We start from the raw sequence: 16303 nt of genomic DNA, 5'->3' as shown, positions 1-16303 counted from the left end.
ACAGAGGAACTACATGACTGACACCACGCTGCCGCCGGGCGACGAAGCCGGCGACCGCATCGAACCTGTCGACATCCAGCACGAGATGCAACGCAGCTATATCGATTACGCGATGAGCGTCATCGTCGGCCGCGCACTCCCGGAGGTCCGCGACGGTCTCAAGCCGGTGCACCGCCGCGTGCTGTACGCCATGTTCGACTCGGGCTTCCGGCCGGACCGCGGTCACGCGAAATCCGCACGCTCCGTTGCCGAGACGATGGGTAACTACCATCCGCACGGCGACTCGTCGATCTACGACACCCTGGTCCGGATGGCCCAGCCGTGGTCGTTGCGCTACCCGCTGGTGGACGGACAGGGCAACTTCGGCTCGCCCGGCAACGATCCGCCGGCCGCCATGAGGTACACCGAAGCCAGGCTGACCCCACTGGCCATGGAGATGCTGCGCGAAATCGACGAGGAAACAGTCGATTTCATCCCGAACTACGACGGCCGGGTGCAGGAGCCGACGGTTCTGCCGAGCCGGTTCCCGAACCTGCTGGCCAATGGCTCCGGCGGTATCGCCGTCGGCATGGCCACCAACATCCCGCCGCACAACCTGCGGGAGTTGGCCGAGGCCGTCTACTGGTGCCTGGAGAACCACGAAGCGGACGAGGAGGCCACGCTGGCCGCCGTCTGCGAGCGGGTCAAGGGCCCCGACTTTCCCACTGCCGGTTTGATTGTCGGCACCCAGGGCATCAACGACGCCTACACCACGGGCCGCGGTTCGGTCCGGATGCGCGGCGTGGTCGAGATCGAGGAGGATGCGCGCGGTCGCACCTCGATCGTCATCACCGAGTTGCCCTATCAGGTCAACCACGACAACTTCATCACCTCGATCGCCGACCAGGTCCGCGACGGCCGGATGACGGGCATCGCCAACGTCGAGGACCAGGGCAGTGATCGTGTCGGTATCCGAATCGTGGTGGAGCTCAAGCGAGATGCCGTCGCGAAGGTGGTGCTGAACAACCTCTACAAGCACACCCAGCTGCAGACCAGCTTCGGCGCGAACATGCTGTCCATCGTCGACGGGGTGCCGCGCACGCTGCGCATCGACCAGATGATCCGTTACTACGTCGAGCACCAACTCGACGTGATCAACCGGCGCACCCGGTACCGGTTGCGCAAGGCCAACGAGCGGGCCCACATCCTGCGTGGTCTGGTCAAGGCACTCGACGCCCTCGATGAGGTCATAGCGCTGATCCGGGCGTCGGCCAACGCCGATATCGCCCGCAGCGGTTTGATGGAGCTGCTCGATGTCGACGAGATCCAGGCCCAGGCCATCCTCGACATGCAGCTGCGCCGCCTCGCCGCTCTCGAGCGCCAGCGCATCGTCGACGATCTGGCCAAGATCGAAGCCGAGATCGCCGACCTCGAGGACATCCTGGCCAAGCCGGAGCGCCAGCGCGCCATCGTGCGTGACGAGCTCAAGGAGATCGCCGACAAGTACGGCGACGATCGCCGCAGCCGCATCATCGCGGCCGACGGTGACGTCACCGACGAGGACCTGATCCAGCGCGAGGACGTGGTGGTCACGATCACCGAGACGGGCTACGCCAAGCGCACCAAGACCGACCTGTACCGCAGTCAGAAGCGCGGCGGCAAGGGTGTGCAGGGTGCCGGCCTCAAGCAGGACGACATCGTCAACCACTTCTTCGTCTGCTCCACCCACGACTGGATCCTGTTCTTCACCACGCAGGGCCGCGTGTACCGGGCCAAGGCCTACGACCTGCCCGAGGCGTCCCGGACGGCCCGCGGACAGCACGTGGCCAACCTGCTGGCCTTCCAGCCGGAGGAGCGCATCGCCCAGGTCATCCAGATCCAGAGTTACGAAGATGCGCCGTACCTGGTGCTCGCCACCCGCAACGGTCTGGTGAAGAAGTCCAAGCTGGTCGACTTCGACTCGAACCGTTCCGGCGGCATCGTCGCGGTGAACCTGCGTGACGGCGACGAACTCGTCGGCGCCGTGCTGTGCTCCGCCGAGGACGACCTGCTGCTGGTGTCGGCAAACGGCCAGTCCATCCGGTTCTCCGCCACCGACGACGCGCTGCGCCCGATGGGCCGGGCCACCTCGGGCGTGCAGGGCATGCGGTTCAACGAGGACGACCGGCTGCTGTCCCTCAACGTCGTCCGCGAGGACACCTACCTGCTGGTCGCGACGGCCGGCGGGTATGCCAAGCGCACCGATATCGCGGAGTACACGGTTCAGGGCCGGGGCGGCAAGGGCATCTTGACGATCCAGTACGACCGGCGCCGCGGCAGCCTGGTCGGCGCGCTGATCGTCGACGACGACACCGAGCTGTACGCCATCACTTCGGGCGGCGGTGTCATCCGGACTGCCGCACGCCAGGTGCGCAAGGCCGGACGCCAGACCAAGGGCGTGCGCTTGATGAACCTCGGTGAGGGCGACACACTGATTGCCGTTGCACGCAATGCTGAGGGCGCGGACGAGGCCGAGGACGACGACGAGACCATCGACGGCGCCGCCGACGGGTCGACCGAGGAGCCCACCGATGCGTAGCGTGACGGTCGATTGCCACCGCGGCAACGACAAGAGCTAAGGAGCACCTGAGGTGACGTCTCCGAAGGAACCGGGTCACTCGCGGCCGAGCGACGCTCCCGGTGGCGCCAACGGCGCGACTGGGACGCCGGGTGCGACACCCGAAGGCGAGGTGCCCCCGTGGCAGCGGGGCCCGGCCGCCAGGGCCGGCGCCGCGCGTCCGGCCGAGCAGCCGCCCCGTCCGGCCGAGGGGTCCCGTCCGGGCTCGCACTCCCCCGGGGTGGACGCCAGGCTGAACCGGTTCATCGCGGGCGGGAGCACCCCGGCTCGGGAGACTCCGCAGGCACCGCAGCGGGAGACCGAGGTGATTCCGACGCGCACCGAGCGCCCGGAGCCCGCTCGCCCGGAGGCCACCCGGTCGGAGAACTACGCGAGCGAGTTGCCCGACCTGTCCGGACCGGCGCCGCGCCCGGCCGCCCGGCCGGCCGGTGCGACGCCCGCTGCGACGGGTGGGCCGGAGCGCAGCGACCGGGGAACCGGTGCCGCCGAATCCCGCTCCACTCCCCCGGCCACCCGGGTCCAGGCCAGCCGCAAGCAAGGCCCGGTGCGGGCCAGCATGCAGATCCGGCGCGTCGACCCGTGGAGCACGCTGAAGGTGTCGCTGGTGTTGTCTGCGGCACTCTTCTTCGTGTGGATGATCGCCGTGGCGTTCCTCTATCTGGTCCTCGGCGGCATGGGCGTGTGGAGCAAGCTGAACAGCAACGTGGGCGACCTGCTCACCAGCAACAGCGGCACCGGTGGCGAATTGGTCTCCAGCGGAACGATTTTCGGCGGCGCAGCGCTCATCGGCCTGGTGAACATCGTGTTGCTGACCGCGATGGCGACGGCCGGGGCGTTCATCTACAACCTCACCACCGACCTGGTCGGTGGGGTCGAGGTGACGCTCGCCGATCGGGACTGATCCCCGCGGTTTGGGTAGACGGGGCCCGTTACGGTAATCTCGTCGCTCGGCCGTAGTGCGGTATTTACGGGCCTATAGCTCAGGTGGTTAGAGCGCTTCGCTGATAACGAAGAGGTCGGAGGTTCGAGTCCTCCTAGGCCCACGGAAGGGTTAAACCTTGAGGTTGGTGGTTGTGCTTGCGGCGGTTCTCGCCGCAGCAGTCGTGTGGCGGTCGCGACACGGCGCCGAGGTGTGGCACACCGGTGAAAGCCCTGCCGACCCGTAAGGGGCCTTAGCTCAGTTGGTAGAGCGCTGCCTTTGCAAGGCAGATGTCAGGAGTTCGAATCTCCTAGGCTCCACAAGTCTTCGACACGCAGATTGCAGGCGGTTCCGGCACACGTCGCCGGGGCCGCCTTTGTGTATCGGTGCCCGCGACATGGCCGGGCTCCGCACGCAATTTTCGTTAAGGTAACGGCCGAATCTCTTACTCCCCGTTCAAGAAACGGGGCATCCTCTCACCAACCCGCCAAGGCCCGACGCTGCGAAACGCATAGGGTTCGAACGGTTACCGCGCCGTGTTAAAAATGTGACCTTTGTAGCCCAACGTTACCGAAGTGACATCGCGTCTCGATCCACGCGATGCCATCGGGGAACAAAGGGGAACAAGATGACGATTGCGCTGTATCACCAGACACTGCCGGACTGGGCCACGCGGCGGAACTTCGGACGCGCGCTGGTGCGCACCGGAGATGTCCTCGCCACGGTGCTGCGCCCGGTGGTGGTGGCGGTGGCCATCCTGATCGCCGCGATGTGGTGGTCCATGCCGCGCGCCGCGGCCGACCCGGTGACCACCGTCCTCAACGACGTGGGAGTGGGCAACAACGGACCGGTCAGCACGATGATCGCGCAAGTGGGTGAGATGTTCTGCCCCTTGATCGCCCAGGCCGGCACCAACTTCGCCAGTGGCTCCTACAAGGCCAACGGCAACCCGCTCGGTGGCGCGATCGCGGGCGGTGTCACCAACGCCGTCATCCAGAACCAGTGCCCGTCGTGGATCAACTCGATCGCCAACGGGCACTTGCCGGGCGCACTGACGGGCGCGGCGTCGGCCATCAATCCGATGCAGAGCGTGACCGGCGCGGCCACCGACCCGCTTCAGACGCTGACCGCAGCGTCGGCGGCGCTGCCCACCGGTGCGCTGCCCAGCCTCGGCACCCCGAGCCTGGGCGTTCCGAGCCTCGGCACCCCCAGCCTGGCGGTCCCGAGTCTTGGCGTCCCCACCGTGTCTGTTCCCACCGTGTCTGTTCCTACGGAGGGATTGCCCATCACCGGCCTGCCGTCCAGCCCCTTGACCAAGCTGGCCGGCACGGCGGGCTGACCCTTATGGCTTGGGCGTCACCTCGACACTCGGCGGCAGCGGCGACGGATCGGGGCGGGTCGAGCGGCGCACGATCGAGAAGGTGACGGCGCCGCCGGCCAGCACCACCGCACCGATGACGATCCAGAGCAGCGGCTTGCGGCGGCGCGGTTCCTCGACCACCTCGGCACTACGGAGTTGGCGTCCCAGCCACGAGGCCGACGTCAGCGCCGAGGTGAGGCCCACCCCGAGGCCGCCGCGGGTGACGTCGACGGGACCCACGACGGTGTACTTCAGACCACGCGCGAGTCGTTGTCCCGACGTCAGCCGGACATCCGTGTTGGAACTCATGGGCACCTCTTTCGCAGGCGGGCGGGAAACGCGTGTCCAGCCTGCCACCAACCGCGGCGGTGCGGTATGGGATGTCTTGGCGGGGCCCTGAAATGGCGCGGACGCGCGGGTGGCAGACTGCAACTCGTGACGAGCCCCATTCAGACAGCCACCGCGACGCTGCACACCAACCGCGGCGACGTAAAGATTGCCCTGTTCGGTAACCACGCCCCCAAGACGGTCGCCAACTTCGTCGGCCTGGCGCAAGGCACCAAGGACTACAGCACCGAGAACGCCTCCGGCGGCACCTCCGGCCCCTTCTACGACGGCGCCGTGTTCCACCGCGTCATCGACGGATTCATGATCCAGGGCGGCGACCCGACCGGCACCGGTCGTGGCGGACCGGGTTACAAGTTCGCCGACGAGTTCCATCCGGAACTGCAGTTCGACAAGCCCTACCTGCTGGCCATGGCCAATGCGGGCCCCGGCACCAACGGCTCGCAGTTCTTCATCACCGTGGGTCAGACCCCGCACCTCAACCGCAAGCACACCATCTTCGGTGAGGTCGTCGACGAGGAGTCGCAGAAGGTCGTCGACGCCATCGCCACGACGGCCGTGGACCGCAGCGACCGCCCGAACGAGGCCGTCGTCATCGAGTCGATCACCGTTTCCTAACCGCACGCAGCTTTCTTCCTCAGCGCATGCCCGCCACCGCGGGCATGCGCTGAGCTGCGTTACGGGCCCGCGTACCCGGCGTCGGTCAGTGCGTCGAGCACGTCGAGCGGGTTGGTGCCCAGATCCCAGCGGGTGAACACGTAGAGCCGATCGTCGGCGGTGTCGACCTCGAGGAGGCGCACCTTGCGGGCCAGTCGGCGGAACTCGGTGATCCGGATGAGCGCGATGTCCTCGCGCCGCAACACCCGGGTCCGCCACCAACCGCGGACCACGACGCCCTCACCGGAGATTGCCAGCTTCGGCCGTGTGACCCAGGACATAGTTGCAAACATCAGCAAACCCAGCGCGGCAACGCCGCCCAGAACACGCCCCGGACCGTCTGTGACCATGGTCACAACGCCGACTGCCATGACCAATCCGGCAAAACCGATTCCGGCGACACCGACGGGCTTGGGGCCCCAACTTGTTTGCTGCATGGTCTCAATACCCGGTCTCACCGTGGGCTTTGCAGTTATCCACAGGCGCTATCCCCAATGGGGATGAATAACAACGTTGTGATTGGATGACGACGCGGTTGCGAGATGGGTAACACTCCGAAGCCAAAATGAATTCATTCCGGCGCGGGCGAGTCTCAGCGCCACCGCATCGTGAGCAACAACCCTGTGATCATGAAGGCAAAGGCGATCGCGTAGTTCCACGGGCCGAGATCGGCCATCCAATTCAGCCAGGTCGGAGCGTTCAGCCCGGTGGCTCCCAGCTGGAACACCAGCAGCCAGAGCAGACCGACCAGCATCAGGCCGACGAACAGCACCACGAACCACACGCTCGACGGTCCGGCTTTCACCTTGACCGGGGTCCGGCTCACCGGGTTGATGGTGAAGTCGTTCTTCTTGCGAACTTTGGACTTGGGCATGGTTACCTTTGGAGACGATGGAAGACGGCGGCCAAACTTGAACCCCGAGCCTAACGCAGCGCCGGCCCGGGCCGAGAATTCTGCGCGACCACGTTCGGCCTGGCGGTTCGGGGTCCCGGTGGTCTGTCTGCTCGCCGGGCTCTTGCTCGCCACGACGCACGGGGTCTCGGGCGGCAGCGAGATCCGCCGCAGTGACGCCCCCCGGCTGGTCGACCTGGTCCGCGAGGCGCAGAGCGGGGTGGACCGGCTCACCGCACAGCGAGACCAGATGGTGTCGGCGATCGACAACCATCACGGCGGCTCCCCCGGCGCCGACGCCGCATTACGCGCCATCACCCACCGATCCGACCAGCTCGCCGAACAGGCCGGCTTGAACCCCGAGCGCGGGCCCGGCCTGGTCATCACCCTCAACGATGCGCAGCGCGACGCGCAGGGCCGCTTCCCGCGCGACGCCGCCCCCGACGATCTGGTCGTGCACCAGCAGGACATCGTCGCGGTGCTCAACGCGCTGTGGAGTGCGGGTGCCGAAGGAATCCAGGTGCAGGACCAGCGCATCATCGGCACGTCGTCACCCCGCTGCGTCGGCAACACCCTGCTGCTGGGCGGCCGCACCTACAGCCCGCCGTACGTGATCTCGGCGATCGGCAACGTTCCCGCCATGCAGGCCGCGCTGGGTGCGGCACCCAACGTGGCGCTCTACAAGCAATACGCCGTGCGGTTCGGGCTCACCTACACCGAGGTCCCGCGCGGGTCCGTCGAACTCGCCGGGTACACCGCGCCCGTGCGGATGAAGTACGCCAAGCCCGCCGGGCCGCTCGGGTATTAACCCTTTTGCATGCCCAAGTAGCCTGACCGCATGAAGGTTCTGGTCGTCGACAACTACGACAGCTTCGTGTTCAACCTGGTCCAGTATCTCGGCCAGCTCGGCGTGCGGGCCCAGGTCTGGCGCAACGACGATGACCGCCTCGCCGACCCCCGCAGCGTCGCCGAGCAGTTCGACGGCATCCTGCTCTCCCCCGGCCCGGGCACCCCGGAACGGGCCGGCGCGTCCATCCCGCTGGTGCACGCCAGTGCGGCAACCGGCACACCACTACTCGGGGTGTGTCTGGGCCACCAGGCCATCGGGGTGGCCTTCGGCGGCACGGTGGATCGTGCGCCCGAACTGCTGCACGGCAAGACCAGCCTGGTGCATCACGCCGATGTCGGTGTGCTGCAAGGACTTCCGGATCCGTTCACGGCCACCCGGTACCACTCGCTGACCATCCTGCCGGAGACCAAGCCAGACGTCCTGGAGGCCACGGGGCACACCGACTCCGGCGTCATCATGGCGGTACGGCACACCGAGTTGCCGATCCACGGGGTGCAGTTCCACCCCGAGTCGATCCTCACCGAGGGCGGGCACCGGATGCTCGCCAACTGGCTGGGCTTCTGCGGCGAAGCGCCCGACGAGAGCCTGGTGCGCAAGCTCGAGCAGGAAGTCGCGGATACGGTCCAGGCGGCTACGACGCGAAGTTGAGCGTGATCGAGTCGCCGTAACCGAGGCCGCTGCCCGGTGCCGGGCTCTGCGTCACCACCGCGTTGGACCGCTGGCCGCTGTTGTCGACGTTGGCGCCCTTGATCAGCACACCCGTCCACCCCAGCGCCCGCAGATTCGGCTCGGCGTCCACCCAGAACTGGCCCGCCAGGTTCGGCATCAGGAACTGATTGCCCAGCGAGACCTTCAGGGTCACCGGCGCATCGAGCGGCACCACGGTGCCCGCGATCGGGTCGGTGGCCACCACCTCCCCAGCCGGGCGCGGGCTGGACAGCGGCGCGGTCAGGATCGTGGTGAAGCCGAGGATCCGGAGATTGTTCGTCGCCCCGTCGGCGGTCTGATTGGTGACATCGGGGACGGCCTTGGTCTGCGGTCCGGTACCGACGACGACGGTGATCTCGTTGGTGATCGCCGACGTCGAGTTGGCCGGCGGCACCGTGCTGACCACCCGGTCCTTCAGCTCCGGCACCGAGGAGGACGGCGCCTGTTTGAACTTGCCGAAGCCGGAGTCGGTGAGCTTGCGCACGGCGTCGGCGTAACTCAGCCCGGACACGTCGGGCACCTCACGCTGTTCGGGCCCGGTCGAGACGTTGATGGTGATCTCGTCGCCGGCGCTCACGGAGGTGGCGGCGTTCGGGTCGGTGCCGATGACGTGGTCCGGCGGCACCTTCGAGTCGGGGTTGCGCTGGATGTTCGTCTTGAACCCGCGGTTCTGCAGGGTCGCGATGGCATCGGCCGAGGCCTGGCCGGCGACATCGGGAATCTGCACATCGCGGGGCTTGCCACCGATCGCGTTGATCGCGATGGTGACGACCACGGTGAGCACCGCCAGCACCGCGACCGCGATAAGCCACCGTCCCACCGATCCCCCACCGGAGGACTGGTTGTACCCACCGGCCGCCGGAATGTGTTCGGTCGGCAGCGCGCGGGCATGTGGCTGGCTGACGGTCAGGAAGTTCGTGCGCTCGGCGTCGGTGAGCAACTTGGGTGCCTCGGGAGCTTCGCCGCTGTGCACCCGGATCAGGTCGGTGCGCATCTCCGCGGCCGTCTGGTAGCGGTTCTCCGGGTTCTTGGTCAGCGCCTTGAGCACCACGGCGTCGAGTTCCGGGGAGATCGCGGGGTTGCGCTTGGACGGCGGATCGGCGTCCTCACGGACATGCTGGTAGGCCACCGCCACCGGCGAGTCGCCGACGAAAGGTGGCTCCCCCGTGAGGATTTCGTACAGCACGCAGCCCAGCGAGTACACGTCGGAGCGGGCGTCGACCGGTTCGCCGCGGGCCTGCTCGGGAGACAGGTACTGCGCCGTGCCGATCACCGCGGCGGTCTGGGTGACACTGTTGCCGGTGTCGGCCAGCGCGCGGGCGATGCCGAAGTCCATCACCTTCACCGCGCCGCTGTTGCTGATCATGATGTTCGCGGGCTTGACGTCGCGGTGGATGATGCCGTGCTGATGGCTGAAGTTCAGGGCCTGGCAGGCGTCGGCGATGATCTCGAGCGCACGCTTGGGCTCGATCGGCCCGTCGGTGTGCACGATGTCGCGCAGCGTCACGCCGTCGACGTACTCCATGACGATGTAGGGCAGCGGCCCGGTGGGCGTCTCGGCCTCGCCGGTGTCGTAGACGGCGACGATCGCGGGGTGGTTCAGCGCCGCGGCATTCTGTGCCTCACGACGGAAACGCAGATAGAAACTGGGGTCGCGGGCCAGGTCGGCACGCAGCACCTTCACCGCCACATCCCGGTGCAACCGGACGTCCCGGGCGATGTGAACCTCGGACATCCCGCCGAACCCGAGGATCTCCCCCAGCTCGTAGCGGTCCGAAAGGTGCTGTGGCGTGGTCACGGGGTCTCACTGGGAGGTGCACCGGAGGGGGGCACGCCGATGACGGTGGTGCTCGTGGACGTCTCCTGCTGCACCGGACGGTCCTTCTTGTCCTGTGCGTTCAGCACGATCAGCACCGCGATGATGATGGCCAGCGCGCCGAGCACGCCCGCGGCCCACAGCAGCGCCCGCTGACCGGGCGAGAAGGTGCGCCGCGGCGGCGGGGTGCGGTGGCTGCCCGTGGCAGGCCGGGGCCGTGCCGCCGTCGGCGGGGGCCGGTATTCGGCTGCCGCGGCGGCCCGGACCTGGGTGGTCGACGGAATCGCGGCGGGGGTGGCCCGGCCGATGGTGGGTGCGTGGTTGGGGCGCGGGGGCCGGCGACCGGCACGCACCGCGGCCACCGCGTCGGCGAACGGGCCGCCCGAGCGGTACCGGTGGTTGGGCTCCTTGGCCAGCGTGATCTCGATCAGCTCGCGCACATTGGGCGGCAGATCGGCGGGCAGCGGCGCCGGCTGCTCCTTGATGTGCTTCATCGCCACGGTCAGTGCGCCGTCGCCGGTGAACGGCCGCTTGCCCGAAAGTGATTCGTAGCCAACGACACCGAGGGAGTACACGTCGCTGGCGGCGGTCGCGTCGCGGCCCAGCGCCTGCTCGGGGGCGATGTACTGCGCGGTGCCCATCACCATGCCGGTCTGGGTGACCGGGGCGGCGTCGACGGCCTTGGCGATGCCGAAGTCGGTCAGCTTCACCTGCCCGGTGGGGGTGATCAGGATGTTGCCGGGTTTGACGTCGCGGTGTACCAGCCCGGCGGTGTGGGCGACCTGCAGCGCCCGGCCGGTCTGCTCGAGCATGTCCAGCGCGTGCCGCAACGACAGGCGCCCGGTGCGCTTGATGACGGAGTTCAGCGGCTCGCCGTTGACCAGTTCCATCACCAGGTACGCGGTACGGCCCTCGCCGGCCTCGATCTCGGTCTCGCCGTAGTCGTAGACGCTGGCGATGCCGGGGTGGTTGAGCATCGCGACGGTGCGGGCCTCGCCGCGGAACCGGTCGACGAACTCGGAGTCCTCGGAGAACTCCGCCTTGAGCACTTTGATGGCCACCTGGCGGCCGAGCCTGGTGTCCAGTCCCTCCCACACCTGGCCCATGCCGCCGGTCGCGATCAGACGCTGCAGCCGGTAGCGGCCGGACAGCGTCACACCCACCCGGGCCGTCATGATGCCTCCCGCAGAGCAGCGGCGATGGTGGCCCGCCCGATCGGGGCGGCCACCGCACCGCCGGTGGCGGACAATCGGTCGCCCCCATTCTCCACGAGGACGGCGACGGCCACCTTGGGGGCCTGTGCCGGGGCGAATGCGATGTACCACGCATGCGGCGGGGTGTTGCGGGGATCGGTTCCGTGTTCAGCGGTGCCCGTCTTCGATGCGATCTGCACGCCGGCGATGGCTCCCTTCTGCTGCGTCACCTGCTCGGCGCCGACCATCAGATCAGTAAGTGTAGCCGCGACCTGCGGTGACACCGCTCGGCTGCGCTCTTGCGGTGCGGTGGTGGCGATGTTGGAAAGGTCCGGGCCCTTGAGGCCGTCGACGAGATACGGGGTCATGGTGACGCCGTCGTTGGCGATGGTGGCCGCCACCATGGCGTTCTGCAGCGGTGTCACCGCGACGTCCTTCTGTCCGATGCTGGACATACCCAGCGCGGCCCTGTCGTCAATCGGGCCGATGGTCGAGTTGGCCACCTGCAGCGGGATCGGTGACGGCGCCTCGTCCAGCCCGAAGGCCCGCGCGGCGGCCCGTAGCTTGTCCGCGCCGGTGTCGAGACCCAGCTGGACGAAGGCGGTGTTGCAGGATCGGGCGAACGCCTCGCGCAGCGTGGCCGTCGGGCCGTTGCCGCAGGTCGATCCGCCGTAGTTCTCCAGCGTCGCGGTGCTGTCCGGCAACGGGATCCGGGCGGCGGAGGTCAGCGCCGTGTTGGGGGTGGAACCGGCCTGCAGGGCCGCTGCGGTGGTGATCACCTTGAACGTGGATCCCGGCGGATAGGTCTCCGAGATGGCCCGGTTGACCAGGGGGGTGTCCGGGTTGTCGCGCAACCGCTGCCAGGCTGCGGACTGCTCGGTGCCGTCGTGGCTGGCCAGCTCGTTGGGATCGTAGGACGGTGCGGACACCATCGCCAGGATCTTGCCGGTGGTGGGCTCCAGCGCCACCACGGACCCCTTGCAGGGGCCGTCGCAGCCACGCTCCATGGCGTCCCAGGCGGCCTGCTGCACCTGTGGGTTGATCGTGGTAGACACGTTGCCGCCGCGCGGGTCGCGGCCGGTGAAGAAGTCGGCGAGACGCCGGCCGAACAGCCGCTCGTCGGAGCCGTTGAGGATGGTGTCCTCGGCGCGTTCGAGGCCGCTGCTGGAGTACTGCAGCGAGTAGAAGCCGGTGACCGGCGCGTAGGTGAACGGGTTGGGGTACACCCGCAGGAACCGGAACCGGCCGTTGGTGGACACCGAGTAGGCCAGCAGCTGTCCGCCCGCGGAGATCTGGCCACGCTGGCGGGAGTACTCGTCGAGCAGCACGCGCTGGTTGCGCGGGTCGGCGCGGTAGCCGTCGGCGGCGAACACCTGGGTGAAGGTGGCGTTGCCGAGCAGCAGCACGATCAGCACCATGATGCTGACGGAGAGACGGCGCAGGGCGGTGTTCATGCTTTCGCGATCACCTCCGTGCTGGCGGAGGCGATCGGCGTCGGGTTGGGGCCGCGGCTGGCCGTGATCGGCCGCCGGGCCGCATGCGAGATCCGCATCAGGATCGCCAGCAGGATGTAGTTGGCCACCAAAGATGAACCGCCGTAAGACATCCAGGGTGTGGTGAGCCCGGTCAACGGGATCAGCTTGGTCACCCCGCCGACGACGATGAACAGCTGGATACCCAGGGCCGAGGCGAGCCCGGCGGCCAGCAGCTTGCCGAAGCTGTCGCGGACGGCGATCGCGGTGCGCAGTCCGCGGATGATGACGATGGTGTAGAGCATCAGCACGCCGGCCAGGCCGACCAGTCCGAGTTCCTCACCGATGGCCGCGATGATGAAATCCGTTGAGGCAGCGGGGACGGTGCCCGGCTGGCCGTTACCCAGCCCGGTCCCGAAGATGCCGCCGGTGGCGAAACTGAACAGCGACTGCACCATCTGGAAGCCGGCGCCGTCCGGATCGGCGAACGGGTCGATCCAGTTCTGCACCCGGACCCGGACGTGGCCGAAAAGTTGGTATGCCACAACGCTTCCCACGGCGAACAGGGCCAGTCCGATGAGCACCCAGGTCAGCCGGCCGGTGGCCACGTACACGAGCACCAGGAAGGAGGTGTACAGCAGCAGGGAGGTGCCCAGGTCCTTCTCGAAGACCATCACCCCGACCGACGCCGCCCAGGCCACCAGCAGCGGCGCCAGGTCGCGGGGGCGGGGCAGATCCATGCCCAGGACGTGCTTTCCGGCGCTGACGAACAGTTCGCGCTTGTCGACCAGCACGGCGGAGAAGAAGATCAGCAGCAGGATCTTGGAGAACTCCGCGGGCTGGATGGAGAAGCCGGGGAACTGGATCCAGATCTTGGCGCCGTTCTGCTCGGAGTACTTCGACGGCAGCAGCGCCGGAATCAGAAGCAGCACAAGGCCGGTCAGCCCGCACAGGTAGCCGTAGCGGGCCAGCACCCGGTGGTCGGGCACCGCGATGACGATCGCTGAGAAGGCGATGACACCCACCAGCGTCCACAGCATCTGCTGGTTGGCCGTCGGGCTGTCCGGGTTCATGGGCGCGGCGGCCAGGTCGAGGCGGTGAATCATGATCAGCCCCAAGCCATTCAGCAGTGCCACCACCGGTAGCAGCAGCGGATCGGCATAGGGGGCGAAACGCCGCACGGCCAAATGCGCGCCGGCGAACAGGGCCAGGTAGGCCACGGTGTACTGCAGCAGATCCCAGCTCAGGCCCTGCTCCTGGTTGGCCTCCACGATGAGCAGGGCCACGGTGGTGATCACCGCGGCGAAGCCCAGCAGTCCCAGTTCGGCGTTGCGCCGGTTGGGCAGCGGCGGCGTGACGGCGACGGGTGACTGGGGAGCTGTGGTCATGACGCCGTCCGGCACGTGGTGCCCGGCTCCGGCGGTGAGGGGGGGAGTGCCGTGACGGTCGGTGCCTGAGTGGTGGTGGGTGCAGGTGCAGGTGTAGGTGCCGGAGCGGGCGGCAGGGAACCGGTGGTGGTCGGTGTGGGTGCCGGCGCCGCGGTGCTGCTGGTGGTGGGCGCCGGCGCTCCGGAGGTCGCGGGTGCGGGGGCCGGCGGGGTCGCCGGGGCCGGGCTGGGAGCGGGACTCGGCTTCGGGGTGGGCTTGGGCGTCGTGGCCGGCGGGGCGCAGATGGGCAGCACCGAACTGTGCGCGAGTTCGTTGATCTGACTGATCGCGTCGTCGAGGGTGCCCGCGGGCAGCCCCGCGGCGACCTGGGCGCGCTCGGACTCCCGGATGTCGTCGACGCCCAGCAGCTCACAGTCCAGATTGGTCTTGGACTGTCCGAAACTGATCAGCGACAACTCATTTCGCGCATTGAGGCATCCGACCAGGAACGGTTCCTGCAGCGCCAGGCCCAGGAACGAGCCCTGTACGCCGCGCATGATGGAGACGGTGCGGTCCTGCTCACCGACGTAATAGTTGTTGCGGATGATCTCCCGTGCGACCGCCAAGCCGGCCAACACGACCAACAACACCACGACTCCCGCGATCACCAGACGCCGCTTGGAGCGGTGCGCTTTTGGGAGTTCCTCCGGAGGGGTGACGACCCGTTTCGGAGCGGTCCTGCGTGGGTTGAACGCCGATGCCCGTCCCGCTGCGGTGTTCGGGGGAGCGGTGTTGTCGTCTTCCCCGGAGACCGCGCCGGCCAGGATCGGCTGGGTTTGGCCGTAGTCGTAGTCGACCACGTCGGCCACCACCACGGTCACGTTGTCGGGTCCGCCGCCGCGCAGGGCCAACTCGATGAGTCGGTCCGCGCTGTCCACCACGTCGGGTATCTGCAGGGCCTCTTGGATGGTGTCGTGGCTGACCGGGTCGGACAGACCGTCCGAACAGAGCAGGTACCGGTCCCCGACGCGGGCCTCCCGCACGATCAGCGTGGGCTCGACCTCGTGGCCGGTGAGGGCTCGCATGATGAGTGACCGCTGCGGGTGGCTGTGCGCCTCCTCTGCGGTGATGCGGCCCTCGTCCACCAGTGTCTGGACGAAGGTGTCGTCCTTGGTGATCTGGTTCAGCTCGCCGTCGCGCATCAGATAGCCGCGCGAGTCGCCGATGTGCACCAGGCCCAGCCGGCCGCCCGCGAACAGGATGGCGGTGAGCGTGGTGCCCATGCCCTCCAGTTCTGGGTCGGCCTCGACGTGTGCGGCGATGGCCGAGTTGCCTTCGTGCACCGCGTCGTTCAGCTTCTTGAGCAGATCGCCGCCGGGCTCGTCGTCGTCGAGATGAGCCAGCGCCGCGATCACCAGCTGTGAGGCGACCTCGCCCGCGGCGTGACCGCCCATGCCGTCGGCGAGCGCCAGCAGGCGTGCACCGGCGTACACCGAGTCTTCGTTGTTGGCGCGGACGAGTCCGCGGTCGCTGCGCGCTGCATAACGCAATACCAAGGTCATGGCCGCAACTCGATTACCGTCTTGCCGATTCGTACCGGCGTTCCCATCGGAACCCTTACCGCCGTCGTCACCTTCGCCCTGTCAAGGTATGTACCGTTGGTCGATCCTAGGTCCTCGACATACCATTCCGAGCCCCGTGGGGACAGCCTGGCGTGCCGTGTCGACGCGTAATCGTCGGTGAGCACCAGCGTCGAGTCGTCGGCCCGGCCGATCAGTACCGGCTGGCTGCTCAGGGTGATGCGGGTCCCCGCGAGGGCACCCTCGGTGACGATCATGTGCTTGGCGATGTGGCGCCGTTCCCGGTTGGGCAGCAGCGAGCCCCGCAGAGCCAGCCCGCGCCGCACCATCACGGCCCCCGTCGGGGCATAGATATCGGTACGCAGGATGCGTAGCACCGACCAGATGAACAGCCACAGCAACAGCAGGAAACCGACCCTCGTCAGCTGCAGAACTAGCCCCTGCATCCGACGTCCTTCCCCCCACACCTGTCGACCTTCGGCACCGTCACGATACCGGGGCGCTTGCCGGGGCGAGGGCGAAGCGGTGCGCCTCTCCCCAGCTCAGGG

At 68.0% G+C, this 16303-nt stretch carries 15 protein-coding genes and 2 tRNA genes; 8 read left to right on the top strand and 9 right to left on the bottom strand.

The window, feature by feature from the left end:
* Positions 1-13 precede the first annotated feature (13 nt).
* From gyrA to AC1DY7_RS03795, 5 genes are all read left to right on the top strand, one after another.
* On the top strand, positions 14-2557 hold the full coding sequence (gyrA, locus tag AC1DY7_RS03815; protein WP_477492331.1) for a DNA gyrase subunit A: 2544 nt from the start codon (positions 14-16) through the stop codon (positions 2555-2557).
* A gap of 52 nt (positions 2558-2609) precedes the next feature.
* On the top strand, positions 2610-3497 hold the full coding sequence (locus AC1DY7_RS03810) for a DUF3566 domain-containing protein (RefSeq protein ID WP_477492330.1): 888 nt from the start codon (positions 2610-2612) through the stop codon (positions 3495-3497).
* A gap of 68 nt (positions 3498-3565) precedes the next feature.
* A tRNA-Ile gene (locus tag AC1DY7_RS03805) sits at positions 3566-3639 on the top strand.
* A gap of 123 nt (positions 3640-3762) precedes the next feature.
* Positions 3763-3835, top strand: a tRNA-Ala gene (locus tag AC1DY7_RS03800).
* Positions 3836-4143: 308 nt separating this feature from the next.
* A complete protein-coding gene (locus AC1DY7_RS03795; protein WP_477492329.1) occupies positions 4144-4854 on the top strand; it encodes a hypothetical protein in 711 nt (236 codons plus the stop codon).
* A 3-nt stretch (positions 4855-4857) separates the two neighbouring features.
* On the opposite strand, the gene cwsA is transcribed toward AC1DY7_RS03795, so the two are convergent.
* Complete coding sequence (gene cwsA, locus AC1DY7_RS03790) at positions 4858-5184, bottom strand: cell wall synthesis protein CwsA (RefSeq protein WP_477492328.1); 327 nt, start codon at positions 5182-5184, stop codon at positions 4858-4860.
* Between the two features lie 66 nt (positions 5185-5250).
* On the opposite strand from cwsA, the gene AC1DY7_RS03785 reads away from it, so the two are divergent.
* Positions 5251-5838, top strand: a complete 588-nt coding sequence (locus tag AC1DY7_RS03785) for a peptidylprolyl isomerase (RefSeq protein ID WP_477492327.1) — start codon at positions 5251-5253, stop codon at positions 5836-5838.
* Positions 5839-5897: 59 nt separating this feature from the next.
* Here the strand turns inward: AC1DY7_RS03785 and AC1DY7_RS03780 are convergent, their stop codons facing one another.
* Positions 5898-6314 carry a PH domain-containing protein gene (locus tag AC1DY7_RS03780; protein ID WP_477492326.1) on the bottom strand — a complete coding sequence of 139 codons (417 nt, stop codon included), beginning with the start codon at positions 6312-6314 and terminating at the stop codon, positions 5898-5900.
* Positions 6315-6469: 155 nt separating this feature from the next.
* On the bottom strand, positions 6470-6751 hold the full coding sequence (crgA, locus tag AC1DY7_RS03775; RefSeq protein WP_477492325.1) for a cell division protein CrgA: 282 nt from the start codon (positions 6749-6751) through the stop codon (positions 6470-6472).
* A gap of 37 nt (positions 6752-6788) precedes the next feature.
* Here crgA and AC1DY7_RS03770 point away from each other — a divergent pair, with 37 nt between their 5' ends.
* Positions 6789-7577: a DUF881 domain-containing protein gene (locus AC1DY7_RS03770; RefSeq protein WP_477492324.1), complete on the top strand. Its 789-nt coding sequence runs from the start codon at positions 6789-6791 to the stop codon at positions 7575-7577.
* Positions 7578-7607: 30 nt separating this feature from the next.
* On the top strand, positions 7608-8267 hold the full coding sequence (locus AC1DY7_RS03765) for an aminodeoxychorismate/anthranilate synthase component II (RefSeq protein ID WP_477492323.1): 660 nt from the start codon (positions 7608-7610) through the stop codon (positions 8265-8267).
* On the opposite strand, the gene pknB is transcribed toward AC1DY7_RS03765, so the two are convergent.
* From pknB to AC1DY7_RS03735, 6 genes are read right to left on the bottom strand one after another with little or no spacing between them, the layout of a single operon-like run.
* Positions 8251-10125 (bottom strand): Stk1 family PASTA domain-containing Ser/Thr kinase, encoded by a 1875-nt coding sequence (pknB, locus tag AC1DY7_RS03760; RefSeq protein ID WP_477492322.1) that lies wholly within the window; start codon positions 10123-10125, stop codon positions 8251-8253. The two genes, AC1DY7_RS03765 and pknB, sit on opposite strands and share 17 nt — an antisense overlap.
* Positions 10122-11318, bottom strand: a complete 1197-nt coding sequence (locus AC1DY7_RS03755; protein WP_477492321.1) for a protein kinase domain-containing protein — start codon at positions 11316-11318, stop codon at positions 10122-10124. Before AC1DY7_RS03755 ends, pknB begins: the two co-directional genes overlap by 4 nt.
* Positions 11315-12790, bottom strand: a complete 1476-nt coding sequence (gene pbpA, locus AC1DY7_RS03750) for a D,D-transpeptidase PbpA (protein ID WP_477492320.1) — start codon at positions 12788-12790, stop codon at positions 11315-11317. Before pbpA ends, AC1DY7_RS03755 begins: the two co-directional genes overlap by 4 nt.
* A complete protein-coding gene (locus AC1DY7_RS03745; RefSeq protein WP_477492319.1) occupies positions 12787-14196 on the bottom strand; it encodes an FtsW/RodA/SpoVE family cell cycle protein in 1410 nt (469 codons plus the stop codon). Before AC1DY7_RS03745 ends, pbpA begins: the two co-directional genes overlap by 4 nt.
* The gene (locus tag AC1DY7_RS03740; RefSeq protein WP_477492318.1) at positions 14193-15737 is read right to left on the bottom strand and encodes a PP2C family protein-serine/threonine phosphatase; all 1545 of its coding nucleotides are present in this window, start codon (positions 15735-15737) and stop codon (positions 14193-14195) included. The genes AC1DY7_RS03745 and AC1DY7_RS03740 overlap by 4 nt, the downstream gene beginning before the upstream one ends.
* On the bottom strand, positions 15734-16201 hold the full coding sequence (locus tag AC1DY7_RS03735) for an FHA domain-containing protein FhaB/FipA (RefSeq protein WP_477492317.1): 468 nt from the start codon (positions 16199-16201) through the stop codon (positions 15734-15736). Before AC1DY7_RS03735 ends, AC1DY7_RS03740 begins: the two co-directional genes overlap by 4 nt.
* Positions 16202-16303: the final 102 nt, after the last annotated feature.

The organism is Mycobacterium sp. P2_H7, assembly GCF_056403275.1.
This window is presented reverse-complemented; position numbering and strand designations above follow the sequence as displayed.

Excerpts from the sequence above, each read along its gene's own strand:
- AC1DY7_RS03735 (WP_477492317.1), bottom strand. The coding sequence starts at position 16,201 with ATGCAGGGGCTAGTTCTGCAGCTGACGAGGGTCGGTTTCCTGCTGTTG.
- AC1DY7_RS03745 (WP_477492319.1), bottom strand. The coding sequence starts at position 14,196 with ATGACCACAGCTCCCCAGTCACCCGTCGCCGTCACGCCGCCGCTGCCC.
- AC1DY7_RS03780 (WP_477492326.1), bottom strand. The coding sequence starts at position 6,314 with ATGCAGCAAACAAGTTGGGGCCCCAAGCCCGTCGGTGTCGCCGGAATC.
- AC1DY7_RS03740 (WP_477492318.1), bottom strand. The coding sequence starts at position 15,737 with ATGACCTTGGTATTGCGTTATGCAGCGCGCAGCGACCGCGGACTCGTC.
- crgA (WP_477492325.1), bottom strand. The coding sequence starts at position 6,751 with ATGCCCAAGTCCAAAGTTCGCAAGAAGAACGACTTCACCATCAACCCG.
- cwsA (WP_477492328.1), bottom strand. The coding sequence starts at position 5,184 with ATGAGTTCCAACACGGATGTCCGGCTGACGTCGGGACAACGACTCGCG.
- AC1DY7_RS03795 (WP_477492329.1), top strand. The coding sequence starts at position 4,144 with ATGACGATTGCGCTGTATCACCAGACACTGCCGGACTGGGCCACGCGG.
- AC1DY7_RS03755 (WP_477492321.1), bottom strand. The coding sequence starts at position 11,318 with ATGACGGCCCGGGTGGGTGTGACGCTGTCCGGCCGCTACCGGCTGCAG.
- pbpA (WP_477492320.1), bottom strand. The coding sequence starts at position 12,790 with ATGAACACCGCCCTGCGCCGTCTCTCCGTCAGCATCATGGTGCTGATC.
- gyrA (WP_477492331.1), top strand. The coding sequence starts at position 14 with ATGACTGACACCACGCTGCCGCCGGGCGACGAAGCCGGCGACCGCATC.
- AC1DY7_RS03765 (WP_477492323.1), top strand. The coding sequence starts at position 7,608 with ATGAAGGTTCTGGTCGTCGACAACTACGACAGCTTCGTGTTCAACCTG.
- AC1DY7_RS03785 (WP_477492327.1), top strand. The coding sequence starts at position 5,251 with ATGGGATGTCTTGGCGGGGCCCTGAAATGGCGCGGACGCGCGGGTGGC.